This is a genomic window from Emticicia aquatica (assembly GCF_923079645.1).
Lineage (GTDB): Bacteria > Bacteroidota > Bacteroidia > Cytophagales > Spirosomataceae > Emticicia > Emticicia aquatica.
In genome coordinates this window covers 1,333,601-1,347,631 of sequence record NZ_CAKLPY010000002.1, presented here as the reverse complement: position 1 = coordinate 1,347,631, position 14,031 = coordinate 1,333,601, and the positions used below count along the sequence as shown (strand labels likewise).

The following is a 14,031-nucleotide window of genomic DNA, read 5'->3' as shown; positions in this document are numbered from 1 at the left end:
TTATTCCTTATTGGGGCGTTAAACTTGCGTTTAATTTTCTTAAAAAAAACTCACTTTCCTCGACCACAGAAACTGTTTGTTTATTACTTTTTCCCAAAACGATGTCTCCTTCTTGAAAAGGAATAACACCTTTAGAATAAAATAAATATTGTGCTTGTGTTGGAATTGGTTTTACAGCACTTCTAAATGGATGAATTGGTATTAGTGTGCGAGAAAACTCTTTTCCCCAAAGCGGATATTCAAAATCTTCATGTTCTTGTTGCGTTCCGAGAGCAACAATCGCATCTGTCGGCACAAGTTCGTCAAATTTTTTATATGCTTCGTAAATATTCGGGCGACCAATCGTGAGCTGCTCTAAGCGATTGGTGTTAAAGATGTTTTTTTCTGCAAAAACAGGATGAATTCTGACAAACAATGTCGTACAAACTGCTGATAATGAAACAATTATAGAAACCAACAAATAATAAAACTTAAGCAATGTTGATTTACTTCCCGACAATTGAAATGTATAAATAGCAAGCATTGGCATACACCAAACCGCCATATTCAAAAAATATCTTGCTTTAATCGGGTCATAAGGTGCCGAATAACACAAGGAAAGAAAGTGCAAACTTGAGGCCAAAGATAGCACCATTAAACTTTTCTCGGACTTCGATATATGTTTATAATTTCGGAGCAATTTGACCAATAAAAATATCATAATCGGCCAAAGCATTCCAAAGCCGATAATTCCCCAATAGGGTCTTTCGAGATAAAACCTAATTGGGTGTTCAAACGAAAAATAAGAAACAACCGTAAAGCGGTTGCCTTCTAGGTTTAGTTTATTCAAAGCCTTATTAGGCAAAACACGGAATTTTTCGTTGAACTTTTGCCCGATTTTAGCACTTCTAAAACCATCAAAGTTGAGAAATTCAGAAGTATATCGTCCAACATTCAATCCTAAATTTCGGACTTTATCTTTTGTCGAAAAATGTTCAATTCCATGCCAATTCATTACAATTGGTGGAGCAGAAAGACTTCCCAAAGAAAATTTGCCTACTTCTTTTACATTTCCAATATAACCCGTTGGCAAAACATATATTCCGATCGCAAGAACAAACGTAATGAGAAACAACTTTATGTTTTTGTAAAATTCTTTTTTAAGTAATACCGTGTGTATTGCAACAACCATTGCCGCAGGAGCAATCAGAAGAAAAGTTACTTTATGGCCAATCCAAATACCTGACATCAGAGCTATTAAGCTTAGGTTTAGTTTGGTTGGTTTTTCTTTGAATGAAAACATAAAATAGGTTAAACAACCTAAATATGCCGTCAAAACAATGTCAGTTTCGGTTGTAGTTGCTTGTACCAACGCCGTTGGTAACAATGCAGATAATAATGCAACCCAAACAGATGCCGTAAAATTATTGAATATTTTAGCTGCAATACCGTAAGCAGACAAGGCAAAAAACCAATAACTTAAATAATGAATAACCTTAAAGCCTTTTTCTCCGAAAACATGATAAAATACTATTTGCAACGTTGGCAATGAATTTGGATAAAAATCAACTGTCCAAGTTGTTCCTTGAAGGCGATTCATATTTCCATTTTGAAGATAATAAGCACATTTTACTAAATGACCTGTCATACTATCCCATTCATTTGGCACCGTTACAAAGAAAATGATAAGATTAATGATTGTTGTGGATATTAGGCCTATAAACAAAATACTAAATGCAATTTTACTTAAAAAAGGGCGATTTTGCCAAAAAGCGACAAATTTCCCTTGAGTGTTTTTTACAGCATTAATAAGTATAAATGGTTGTTTATCTGTAATTTTCTTAAAAAATATATAATAAACAAACGCCAAAATATTTATTCCAATTCCCCAACAAACCGCTTGATTGATTAAGTTTAACTCTGACAATAAAAAACCTGTTGGAATTACACACGAAACCAAACCAAAGAAGATTTTGATTAAATAATCGCTTAGGCTATCAGAAATGAAAGACGCATTTCGATGAATTTGCCAGAGGAATAAAAGAGAAGAAAGTATAAATATTATGTACATTTAGTCAAAATAAGTAGTCGGCGGAACGACTTTCGTTTTGTAATTTTCTGACAATCAATAAAACTACATTTACAATTAAAGAAAGGCTTGTATGTTGCAAAGATAGTGAAAGCCTTTCTTTATTGTCGAAAATATCTTAAACTATATTAGAAATTCAAATAACTGTGGTTTATCGTTGATATATTCAAACTGTACATTATAGGCTTTCATTCGTTCGATAAGTGGCTGAAAATCAGCTTGTTGCTTTAGTTCTATTCCAACCAAAGCTGGGCCACGTTCACGGGCTGTTTTCTTAGAATATTCAAAATAAACAATATTATCGGTCGGACTAAGTACATCATTCAAAAACTCTTTGAAAGCTCCCGCTCGTTGTGGAAACCGTACAATAAAATAATGTTTTAAACCTTCATATAATAACGAACGCTCTTTGATTTCTTCGGTTCTTGTGATGTCGTTATTTCCTCCACCAATGATACAAACTACGTTTTTCCCTTTAATTTCATCTTTAAGAAAATCTAATGCAGCTACCGATAATGCTCCCGCTGGTTCCGCAACTATGGCTTCTTCATTATAAAGTTGCAAGATAGTTGAGCAAACTTTTCCTTCGGGAATTAGTAAGATTTCATGATTAAGATTTGCTTTACAAACCTGAAACGTTAAATCTCCCGCTCGTTTTACGGCCGCACCATCAACAAATTTATCAATTTCATCGAGCGTTACAACCCCGCCTTTGTCAAAAGCTGTTTTCATTGTTGGCGAACCGAGCGGCTCAACGGCAACCAGTTTAGTTTTGGGTGAAAGTTGTTTAAAAACCGTTGAGACACCAGAAGCCAAACCTCCACCACCGATAGCAAAAATCAAATAATCTATTTTGAAACTGGCATCTTTGAAGATTTCTAATCCAACAGTCCCTTGTCCTTCCATTACTTGTAAATCATCGAAAGGATGCACAAAGGTAGCATTTTGTTCTTCGCAATATTTTTTTGCTGCATAAAAAGCGTCGTCGTAAGTATCACCAACAAGTTCGATTTTGACAAACTCTTTCCCAAACATTCCCACCTGCTTAATTTTTTGAGGTGGTGTGGTTGTGGGCATAAAAATAGTTCCTTGAGCTTTCATTTTACGACAAGCGTACGCCAAACCTTGGGCGTGGTTTCCTGCACTTGCACAAACAACACCTTTTTCACGTTGCTCTTGGGTCAGGCTTACCATTTTGTTATATGCTCCTCTAATTTTATACGAACGAACAACTTGTAAATCTTCTCTTTTGAGGTAAATATTTGCTCCGTAACGCTCCGAAAGATTAAGGTTGTGCATCAATGGTGTGTGAGTTGCCACGCCAACGAGGCGTTCGGCAGCGAGATAGATGTTATCTAAATCGGGAAAAATTGTTTCTTGTTTAGTCTTAATGTTTGTTGTTGCCATGCGATGAAGTGTTGTGTATTTTTTCTACAATACCCCCAAATATACAAAAAGCACAGAGATTTTATCCCTGTGCTTCGTTGCAATTATTTTTTTCAAAGAAAATTAGTTTCTTTCTGGACGTAAGCTACGAACAGTTTTACCTGCTTGCCACATTTCTGACTCACGAAGTTCAGCTAATTCAACTTCTAATTTCTCACGGTAATCTGGCTCAGAGTTACGTGTGATTGATTGAGTAGCTTCTTTTTGTGATTTTACGCTTTGATATAATTTCTTGAAAACAGGTTTTGTAGCATCGTGGAATGGTTTCCACCAGTCTAACGCACCACGTTGAGCAGTTGTCGAACAGTTTGCGTACATCCAGTCCATTCCATTTTCAGCAACTAATGGCATCAATGATTGAGTTAATTCTTCAACCGTTTCGTTGAAAGCCTCAGATGGAGAGTGACCATTTTCACGCAATACTTCGTATTGAGCAGCAAAAATACCTTGGATTGCACCCATCAAAGTTCCACGCTCACCAGTAAGGTCAGATGTTACTTCACGATAGAAATCAGTTTCAAATAAATAACCAGAACCTACACCGATACCCATTGCGATGGCTGTTTCACGAGCATGTCCTGAAGCATCTTGGAAAACTGCAAAGCTAGAGTTCAAGCCTTTTCCTTCAACGAACAAACGACGAAGAGATGTACCAGAACCTTTTGGAGCAACCAATACTACGTCAACATTTTTAGGTGGTTTGATACCAGTTTTTTTACTGTACGTAATACCGAATCCATGAGAGAAATATAAAGTTTTTCCTTTTTTAAGGTATTGTTTCACTGTTGGCCAAAGGGCGATTTGAGCTGCATCTGACAAAAGGAAACAAATGATTGTACCTTTTTTCAACGCATCTTCGATATTGAAAAGTGTTTTACCCGGAACCCAACCATCAGCAACTGCTTTGTCGTACGTTTTACCAGGGCGTTGTCCAACAATTACGTTGAAACCATTGTCACGCATATTCATTGCTTGACCTGGGCCTTGTACACCGTATCCAATTACAGCGATAGTTTGTTTTTTCAAAAACTCTCTTGATTTTTCGAGTGGGTACTCTTCGCGGGTTACAACTTCCTCTTCAACACCGCCGAAATTTAATTTTGCCATTTTTATTGATTTGTTTTTGGTTTAATGCAACTTTTATACTTTTGGCAGAACGATTATGATTTTTTTAACAAAAAAGGTTAAAAACACCGTTCATGCGACAAATTTACAAATAATACTCCCATTCTGTAATTTCTTCGGGTAAATACTCAATTAATCCTTGAGGAGTTTTACCTACTGCCACTCTTCCTGAACGAACGAACTCGATAATTCCGTGGGGTTTGATATATTTGAAGAAGTCAAAAATTTCAGTTTCTGTGCCTGTTTTTTCGATAACTACGTAGTCGAGGCCCCAGTAAACCACCCAAGCCTTATAAATTTTGTTGATAGTTTCGACATCGACTGATTTACCGTTTAAAGGCGTAGAAATCTTAAACAAAGCAATTTCGTTATAAACGATATCTTCATTGAGATAGCCAAAAACGGCCAATACTTCAATGATTTTCCGAATCTGGCGTACGAGCTTTTCTACCTCTTCACGTTTTTCGTGTTTGATAACGATCGTGAAACGAGAAATACCCTTACGCTCAGTTTCTGAAACCGTCAATGATTCAATGTTGATTCTTCGACGGGTAAATATAATTGTGATTTTGTTGAGTAATCCGATACTATTTTCGGTAAATACGCAGATTGTGTATGTTGTCATTCCCCCAGTTTTGGTTTAAAAATTATTATCATTAACTATGGTCTGGGGTTATTCCAAACGAATCTCCGAAACGCTTGTTCCCGCAGGAACCATTGGAAATACATTTTCTTCTTTTTCCACAATTACCTCTAAAAGATATGCTTTCTTAGAATCAAGCATTTTATCAAGCGAATCACTTAGGTTTTCTCTTTCTGAGCAAGTATGCCCATCAATTCCGAATCCTTTAGCAATTGTAATAAAATCTGGGTTTTGTAACTCAACGAATGAATACCGATTATCAAAGAACAATTGCTGCCATTGACGCACCATTCCCAAGAAATTATTGTTTAAAATAATCATTTTCACAGCCAAACCACTTTGGGCAATTGTACCAAGTTCTTGAATCGTCATTTGGAAACAGCCATCCCCAATAATCCCAACAACTTCACGGTCTGGAGCTCCTACTTTTGCACCAAACGATGCAGGAATAGCAAAACCCATTGTTCCTAGTCCACCCGAAGCAATAAACGAATTAGGTTTTCTGAATTGATAGTAGCGAGCTGTAACCATCTGATGTTGACCCACATCAACAACAATACAAGCTTCACCATTTGTTTTATCAGAAAGTAAAGCCACCACTTCGGCCATTTTTATTTTTCCTTCTTGATTTAAATCACGAAGCGTTACTTTATCGTATTCTTTTACATCAAGTTTTCTAAACTCGTTTTTCCAGCCAGTAAAATCTCCTTTTTTAACTAATGGAAAAAGCATTTTAAGAGCCTCTTTCGCATCACCAATTACTGGAGCTTCGGTTTTCTTGATTTTTTCAACTTCTGACGGGTCAATTTCAATATGAACAATGCGGGCTTGAGGAGCAAATTTTGTTGAATCGCCTGTTACTCGGTCATCAAAACGCATCCCGATAGCAATTAGTACATCACATTCATCGGTCATTACATTGGGAGCATACATTCCGTGCATACCTAACCAACCCATGTAATTTGGGTGATTATTTGGCATCGCCGAAAGGCCTAATAATGTACTTGCACAAGGAATATCTGTTTTTTCAACAAAATCAAGTAATTCTTGCATTGCATCAGCAATCAACACCCCATGACCAAATAAAATATAGGGTCTTTTTGCTTTATTTATTAACTCGGCAGCTTTTTCGATTTGTTCTTGTTTTGGTACAACACGCGGATTATAACTAACCATTTTCTCTACTTTTTTGTAAGAAAAAGCTTTTGTCATTTTAGCTGCTTGTGCATCACGAGCAAAATCTATAACTACTGGCCCTGGTTTTCCTGACTTAGCAATAAAAAATGCTTTTGCCATGATTTCTGGTACTTCATCGGGATCAGTAATTTGATAGTTCCATTTACAAACTGGTGTTGTTACACCAATCATATCGGTTTCTTGGAAAGCATCTGTTCCTAACAATGTTGACTTTACTTGTCCAACAATACAAACCAATGGTGTACAGTCAATAATTGCATCAGCAATAGGTGTAATAAGATTTGTTCCTCCAGGCCCTGATGTAACCAAGCAAACACCTGTACGCCCACTTACACGAGCATACCCTTGTGCAGCGTGTCCAGCACCTTGTTCGTGACGAACTAACGTGTGCTTAATTCTATCAATATAGTCATACAGTGCATCATAAGTTGGCATAATTGCCCCCCCAGGATATCCAAAGATATTGTCAACACCTTCGGCCAATAAACACTCCATCATTGCTTGAGCTCCCGAAAGAAAATTCCCTACTGTATTTTCTTGGGCAGAAGCAATCAATGTTTCTTGTTTTAATTCGATTTCCAATAAATTTCCCATATCGTAAATGATACTTTAGGATGAATTTTTATTTTAGTTTGTTGTAATGCTTATAAATCTGTAACACAACCTTCGCTGGCTGAGCTTACGTTTTTAATGTATTTTTTAAGAATACCTCTATTGAATTTTGATTCTATTCGAGTCCATTCGGCACGACGAGCGGCTAATTCTTCGTCAGAAACATGTAAAATCAATTTATTGTCAACGGCATCAATCGTTATTTTATCTCCATCTTTTACCAAAGCGATAGTTCCACCTTCGTAAGCTTCTGGGGTGATGTGTCCAACCACAAACCCATGTGTACCACCTGAGAAACGACCGTCGGTAATCATCGCTACGCTATTTCCTAAACCTGCACCCATTACGGCAGATGTTGGTTTTAACATTTCTGGCATTCCTGGCCCACCTTTCGGCCCTTCATTTCTGATTACAATTACATGCCCTGCTTTGATTTCACCTTTACTCAAAAACTCAATCACATCCTCTTCTCTCTCACAAACCTTTGCTGTTCCTTCAAATTTTTCACCTTCTTTACCTGTGATTTTCGCAACTGCACCTTTTTCGGCAAGATTACCATACAAAATTTGCAAGTGCCCCGTTGGCTTAATTGGTGTTTCTATTGGTTTTATGATTTTTTGGGCGTCAAAATCTAAATCAGGAACATCAGCTAAATCTTCAGCAATTGTTTTTCCAGTAATTGTAATACAATCGCCATGTAAAAGACCTTTTTTCAACAAATACTTCATTACAGCTGGTACTCCACCAATGGCCAACATATCTTCCATATAATATTTACCAGATGGTTTTAAGTCTGCTAGTAAAGGAGTACGGTCAGAAATATCTTGAATATCTTTCAATGTAAAATCTACTTCTGCTGCGTGAGCAATAGCCAAATAATGCAAAACCGCATTTGTAGAGCCACCCATCACCATTACCATTGTCATTGCATTTTCAAATGCTTTGCGAGTCATAATGTCTCGTGGACAAATATTTTTCTCCAACATATTTTTCATCGCTGCACCAATAGCAATACACTCGGCTTTTTTACCTTCATGTGTTGCAGGATACGACGAAGAGTTAGGTAACGTCAAGCCCATTGCTTCCATTGAAGACGCCATGGTATTTGCGGTGTACATACCTCCACAAGCACCTGCACCAGGGATAGCATTTTTGATTACACCTTCGTAATCTTCATCAGAAATATTTCCTGCGAATTTTTTACCTAAAGCCTCAAAGGCAGAAACAATATCTAATTTTTGACCTTTATATTCTCCAGAACGAATTGTTCCGCCATAAACCAACATTCCTGGGCGATTCAGTCTTGCCAACGCAATCATTGCTCCTGGCATATTTTTGTCACAACCAACCACCGCAATTACACCATCATACCACTGTGCAGCCACTACATCTTCTATTGAATCAGCAATAATATCTCGGCTAGGCAATGAATAACTCATTCCGTCATTCCCGTTTGTCATCCCATCAGAAACTCCGATTGTATGAAAAATCAGCCCTACCATGCCATTTTCTTGAATTCCTTTCTTCACATGAACAGACAAGCCATTAAGGTGCATGTTGCAAGTGTTTCCTTCATATCCTGTGCTTGCAATACCGATTTGGGCTTTCTGCATATCATCATCTGACAAGCCAACTCCGTAAAGCATCGCTTTTGCTGCAGGATTCGTGATTTCTTGAGTTAGGGTACGGCTGAATTTGTTTAATGTGGCCATTGTATTTGTTTGTTGTAAAAATTAGTTATAAATACTCAAATTAGAACAAAAGACCTCCTCCACTGTGTGAAGAAGGTCTTTTGCATTTTCAAAGCATGGCCCTCTTCTAATCGTTTAGACGAGTAGAAGTAAAATTGGGACGATAAAATTGCTTTGATATATCATTGAAAAATATTCTCTTATTGCGAATATTCGCCAAATGCGAATCGTTTCTGATACAAATAAATTTACTTTCGTTTATATTTCCAAATATTTCTTTCAAAAATTTATTGTTCACTTTGTTGTGTGAATCTCATTTTCAAAAAAAGTAGTATTAAAAAAATATCTTATTTGCTTCTTTTTGTTTAATATTGGACTCAAATTCTTGTTAATTAAATCTCAATGAAAATCTATAAAACTTTACAAGGGTTCGTAATCGAACACACTGGTCAATATTATATCTCACGTCATACAGATTGGGATTTATTTATTAATCGTGAAGATTTATTTTTTGAATTACAACGGGAAATACAACTTTTACCAGCCGCATCCGAATATAAATCATTGATAGATAATGGTTTATTAGCACCTATTCAATCCCAAGAAGTTTGGGCGGCAGGAGTTACGTATCTGCGTAGCCGTAATGCAAGAATGGAAGAATCAAAAAATGCAGGTGGCGATAATTTCTACGACCGTGTTTATGATGCTGAAAGACCTGAAATATTTTTTAAAGCAACACCTAATCGAGTGGTCGGTTCTGGGCAAGCCGTCAGAATTAGACGAGATTCTAAATGGAATGTTCCTGAACCAGAGTTAACCTTATTTATCAACTCAAAAGGGCAAATTTCTGGTTATACTGTTGGTAATGATATGAGTTCGCGAGATATTGAAGGAGAAAATCCTTTATATTTGCCACAAGCCAAAACGTATGATAAAAGTGCCGCTATTGGCCCTTGTATTGCCATTTTCGATGAACCCATTTCTCCAGAATCAACTATTTCGATTGAAATACTTCGCTATGAAATTCCGCTTTTTTCTGATTCGATAGAAATTAATCGTATGAAACGAAAACTCGTTGATTTGGCTGAGTTTTTATTCCGTGAATCTTCTTTTCCAAATGGCTGTTTCTTAATGACAGGTACTGGACTTGTGCCTAATGATAATTTTACTCTTGAGGTAGGCGATGAAATACGTATTACAATCGACGGAATTGGCACTTTAGTAAACACCGTAGAAATGAAATAAACAGTCTAATAATGATTGTTAATAATTTACAGCTATTCTTATATCAAAACTAATGCAACTTACAGGAAGGAATATTATTGGCTTTGAATCTTTTTCGGAAGGGACGGTCGCCATTCAAGCAACAAATCCAGCAACAGGTGAAACACTTGCTCCTTTGTTTTACAAAGCAACCCTCGATGAACTCAATTATGCTACCGAAAAAGCTGAGAAAGCTTTTCAGGTTTATCGAAAAAAATCAGGTATTGATAAAGCGATTTTTCTTGAAAAGATTGCCGAAGAAATTGAAAACTTAGGAGATTTACTCATCGAAAGATATATTTCCGAATCTGCATTACCACAAGGTAGAGCAATTGGAGAACGAGGTAGAACCATTGGACAATTAAAACTTTTTGCTCAGCTTTTGCGTGACGGTTCTTGGGTAAATGCACGTATCGACACTGCTCTTCCCGAACGCCAGCCTGCTCCACGTCCTGATATTCGTGCCATGGAAAGACCAATCGGTGTGGTTGGTGTTTTTGGTGCGAGTAACTTTCCTTTGGCATTTTCAGTTGCTGGTGGAGACACCACATCTGCTCTTGCGGCTGGTTGTTGTGTGATTTTTAAAGCCCATCCAGCTCACTTGGGTACATCTGAATTAGTTGGACTAGCGATTCAGAAAGCTGCCAAAGCGTGTAATATGCCTGACGGCGTATTTTCGTTACTCTTTGATGATACCCACGAAATCGGAATGGCATTAGTGAAACATCCTTCCATCAAAGCAATTGGTTTTACAGGTTCATATAAAGGAGGGAAAGCACTATTCGATGCTGCCGTTGCTCGTCCAGAGCCTATTCCTGTTTATGCTGAAATGGGTAGTGTAAATCCTGTTTTTGTTTTACCTCGCATTTTAAAAGAAAAAGGAAAAACCATTGCCGAAAATTATGTTTCATCAGTAACTCTTGGTGTTGGACAGTTCTGCACAAACCCCGGCATATTATTATGCCAAAGCGATGAACTATTTATGAAAGAGTTGGAACAACAATCGACCAAATCGCAAGGTGGAAATATGCTTACGGCAGGAATTAAAGATGCCTACTTGAAAGGCATCGAACATTCAAAAAATTATACAAAAATCATTGGCATTGGAAAAGCTCCAGAAGGTCTGTCAGCTGTTGAATCTGTTATTTTACATACTAGTGTTGAGGAGTTCAATCAAAACCCTCATTTATCTGAAGAAATTTTTGGCCCAACAAGTTTAGTCGTCGAAGCAAACTCAAAAGAAGAAATACTCTCGGCAGCTCACAATTTAAATGGCCATTTAACTGCAACAGTTCATGGAACAGATGAAGATTTTGCAGAATATACTGATTTGCTAGAAATTTTAGAGCAAAAAGTTGGAAGAATACTCCTCAATGGTTTCCCAACTGGGGTTGAGGTTTCGCATGCGATGGTGCATGGTGGTCCATTTCCTGCAACAACCGACTCTCGAAGTACATCGGTTGGAACAATGGCTATTACTCGCTTCACAAGACCAGTTTGTTATCAAAACTACCCTGATGTATTATTGCCTTTTGAGCTTAAAAGTGATAACCCATTAAGTATTTGGCGATTAGTTGATGGTGAAATGAAAAAATAATCAACTAATCCTTAACAAAAAAGAAGTCCCCAAATCAATTGATTTGGGGACTTCTTTTTTGTTATACTTTACTTAGAAAAAATTATTTCTGGTTTGCTTTACGAATAAGGTCGTAAAATTTAGCACTATTAGCAGAAATACAATCTCCCGAATTATTCAAATTGTATAAATTATTTGCCGTATCAGCAATTTCATATTGATTTGTTTCATCCAAATAACGAACCGATTTGAAAACACAAGGAGCAATTTTGGCATTAAACTTATTGATAATACCATATTTATTATTCCCCTTAGAGACAATCGCCATTCCGTTTTTGAATGGACTAATCTCGGTATATTCAAACGTAATCTGGACTTTTCCTTTTTTGTCAATAAAACCGTATTTGTTGTTATCGTATTTCACCCCAATTAACCCTTCTGACGAAAATAGCAACTCATTGTAGGATGGAGCTAAAACTTCTTTTCCTGTAAAATCTAATAAACCCCACTTCTCTCCTTTTAACATCGCTAAATTGGTTCTATCAAATTTACGAATATTTTTATAGGCTTCCGATGTAAATCTTTTCAATGTATTTTTATCAACAAGATTATATCCTTCATCAAATGTGCCTTTTTCAGTTGGCGATTGTGTTCGAACAACTATCAATGTACTTGCAAGAATCGTATCAGTAACCATGTATCTCACACCTTCTGGTGCAGAAGGATTAATTCTATCAATAACAATCCTACCAAATCTATCATAGACAATATCTACTGTGCAATTCCCTACTGGTTTGCTACAATTGGTCAGTTTTTCAGAAACAACCGCAAGACCTGTTAAATTAAATGGCTGAACTTCATCATAAACTGGCGGAATAACCTCTGTTCCATCAAAGCTAATATATCCACATTTTAATGTAGTTTTTTCTGCTATTGTTTTACATGCAGATGCTAAACCAAATCTGTTAAACTCGCCAATTGAAGCGTATGTTTCGCTTAATTTTCTTTCATTTAATTCAATTAAACGAAGTCCAGCAGCATCTTTTGCAACAACTGACGCTGCTGTTGGAGATACACTTGGGTCTATTATTACACTACGAATATAGTCATAAGATGGTTTTATTCTTGTATTTCCATCTGAGTCGATTAAACCAACTTTCTTGTTTTGTTCAACAAGTATCCAACGGTTTGCTTCGGTAAGTGCAATTCTGTCAAAAATTACATCTGTTATTGTTGAACCATCAATTTTGATTAGTCCGTATTGTTTACCATTTCTTACTTTAAATATATTACCGATAAAAATTTCAATTTCATCATAGCCAGCTGAGATTGGTTTTTTTATTACGTCATAGCTATTATCAATTAAGGCAAATTTATTGCTCTTAAATTTCGCTAAACTAACACCGTAACGAATAGCCTTCGCCTCTACAATATCTGCCAACACATCGCTTTCTGTTCCATCTGCTGAAATAAAGTGCCAAAAGAACTTTTTAACTAATGCTTTTCCATCATTAAATGGTTCTGCATAATCGTACTGTGCAGGAATCACTTCTTCTCCACACAAGTTCAAAAAGCCAAAAACCATGTCTTTTTTGATACGTGCGTATCCTTGATGATAATTATCAATTAAACCGTAGCGTGGGTTTCCCTTCAACGATTCTAAAGCAAATCCCGTAATCGCTCTACCTTCGTCGTCTTGAGTACTTATATAAGAGCCTTTTTCTTTCTCTGCAAAACATTGTCCACTTTGGCTAACCGAAAAAGTTTTATTCAACTGACTTGCTTGTTCAAGTTTAGAAACATTATCAATTGTAATTTTATTTACAATTTCTAGTTCACGCTTATACGCGTTTTCGATTTGCGAAAGATAATTCGGAAATTGTTCGTGTGTCAGAAAATCTTGTTTAACTAATAAACTATCCAAATCTTTGGGAAGAGTCTTCTTTTTATTGTCTTCAAATTGTGACATCGAACTTTTTGCATAACTCACAACTGATTTACGGGCAACTGCACCAGAGACATATTGCTGCTGTGTATTAGCAAATCCTCCAGTTGAATCTTTTGGAGACATTGATACCGCTTGTACCACTTGTGCTTGAGCGAATGAGCCATTAAAAAAGCTAAAAAACAAGAATAAAATTAAGGAAAATTTCTTCATAGTGGTTGGTTTGCTATTACTTCAGCAGAATTATTGTTTTTTTTCTAGGAACATTTGGCAAATTATACGCAATTATCATAAAAAAACTCGAAAAATAAAAAAAAATTTCACAATGCTACCTTTTGAAAAGCAATTGTTCTTTTGTTATATATTAAATTTTTAAGCAATTTCTTTACAAAAATAACCTTTATTCACAATAAATAACGATGAATTATAAAAGTAAATTAGACGACAAAAACCGCAAGGGTATTT

Annotated in this window: 9 protein-coding genes; 2 read left to right on the top strand and 7 right to left on the bottom strand. The window is 36.4% G+C overall.

Going from position 1 to position 14,031, the window contains the following annotated elements:
• Window positions 1-7 precede the first annotated feature (7 nt).
• From MJQ71_RS15285 to ilvD, 6 genes are all read right to left on the bottom strand, one after another.
• Window positions 8-2,050 carry a glycosyltransferase family protein gene (locus tag MJQ71_RS15285; protein WP_238807500.1) on the bottom strand — a complete coding sequence of 681 codons (2,043 nt, stop codon included), beginning with the start codon at window positions 2,048-2,050 and terminating at the stop codon, window positions 8-10.
• Window positions 2,051-2,191: 141 nt separating this feature from the next.
• Window positions 2,192-3,475 carry a threonine ammonia-lyase gene (gene ilvA, locus MJQ71_RS15280; protein WP_238807499.1) on the bottom strand — a complete coding sequence of 428 codons (1,284 nt, stop codon included), beginning with the start codon at window positions 3,473-3,475 and terminating at the stop codon, window positions 2,192-2,194.
• A gap of 102 nt (window positions 3,476-3,577) precedes the next feature.
• Window positions 3,578-4,621: a ketol-acid reductoisomerase gene (ilvC, locus tag MJQ71_RS15275; RefSeq protein ID WP_238807498.1), complete on the bottom strand. Its 1,044-nt coding sequence runs from the start codon at window positions 4,619-4,621 to the stop codon at window positions 3,578-3,580.
• Between the two features lie 103 nt (window positions 4,622-4,724).
• Window positions 4,725-5,264 (bottom strand): acetolactate synthase small subunit, encoded by a 540-nt coding sequence (gene ilvN / locus MJQ71_RS15270; protein WP_238807497.1) that lies wholly within the window; start codon window positions 5,262-5,264, stop codon window positions 4,725-4,727.
• A 48-nt stretch (window positions 5,265-5,312) separates the two neighbouring features.
• A complete protein-coding gene (gene ilvB / locus MJQ71_RS15265) occupies window positions 5,313-7,073 on the bottom strand; it encodes a biosynthetic-type acetolactate synthase large subunit (protein ID WP_238807496.1) in 1,761 nt (586 codons plus the stop codon).
• Window positions 7,074-7,123: 50 nt separating this feature from the next.
• Complete coding sequence (gene ilvD, locus MJQ71_RS15260) at window positions 7,124-8,803, bottom strand: dihydroxy-acid dehydratase (RefSeq protein WP_238807495.1); 1,680 nt, start codon at window positions 8,801-8,803, stop codon at window positions 7,124-7,126.
• Between the two features lie 381 nt (window positions 8,804-9,184).
• On the opposite strand from ilvD, the gene MJQ71_RS15255 reads away from it, so the two are divergent.
• Together MJQ71_RS15255 and MJQ71_RS15250 are read left to right on the top strand one after the other, a co-directional pair.
• Complete coding sequence (locus tag MJQ71_RS15255; RefSeq protein WP_238807494.1) at window positions 9,185-10,027, top strand: fumarylacetoacetate hydrolase family protein; 843 nt, start codon at window positions 9,185-9,187, stop codon at window positions 10,025-10,027.
• Between the two features lie 52 nt (window positions 10,028-10,079).
• Window positions 10,080-11,642, top strand: a complete 1,563-nt coding sequence (locus MJQ71_RS15250) for an aldehyde dehydrogenase (NADP(+)) (RefSeq protein WP_238807493.1) — start codon at window positions 10,080-10,082, stop codon at window positions 11,640-11,642.
• Window positions 11,643-11,724: 82 nt separating this feature from the next.
• Here MJQ71_RS15250 and MJQ71_RS15245 read toward each other — a convergent pair whose 3' ends face one another.
• Window positions 11,725-13,779, bottom strand: a complete 2,055-nt coding sequence (locus tag MJQ71_RS15245; RefSeq protein WP_238807492.1) for a WG repeat-containing protein — start codon at window positions 13,777-13,779, stop codon at window positions 11,725-11,727.
• Between the last annotated feature and the right edge of the window lie 252 nt (window positions 13,780-14,031).

Bases quoted from the DNA above. Each gene is read 5' to 3' on its own strand.
- MJQ71_RS15245 (WP_238807492.1), bottom strand. From the start codon at position 13,779: ATGAAGAAATTTTCCTTAATTTTATTCTTGTTTTTTAGCTTTTTTAAT.
- MJQ71_RS15250 (WP_238807493.1), top strand. From the start codon at position 10,080: ATGCAACTTACAGGAAGGAATATTATTGGCTTTGAATCTTTTTCGGAA.
- MJQ71_RS15285 (WP_238807500.1), bottom strand. From the start codon at position 2,050: ATGTACATAATATTTATACTTTCTTCTCTTTTATTCCTCTGGCAAATT.
- ilvA (WP_238807499.1), bottom strand. From the start codon at position 3,475: ATGGCAACAACAAACATTAAGACTAAACAAGAAACAATTTTTCCCGAT.
- MJQ71_RS15255 (WP_238807494.1), top strand. From the start codon at position 9,185: ATGAAAATCTATAAAACTTTACAAGGGTTCGTAATCGAACACACTGGT.
- ilvC (WP_238807498.1), bottom strand. From the start codon at position 4,621: ATGGCAAAATTAAATTTCGGCGGTGTTGAAGAGGAAGTTGTAACCCGC.
- ilvN (WP_238807497.1), bottom strand. From the start codon at position 5,264: ATGACAACATACACAATCTGCGTATTTACCGAAAATAGTATCGGATTA.
- ilvB (WP_238807496.1), bottom strand. From the start codon at position 7,073: ATGGGAAATTTATTGGAAATCGAATTAAAACAAGAAACATTGATTGCT.
- ilvD (WP_238807495.1), bottom strand. From the start codon at position 8,803: ATGGCCACATTAAACAAATTCAGCCGTACCCTAACTCAAGAAATCACG.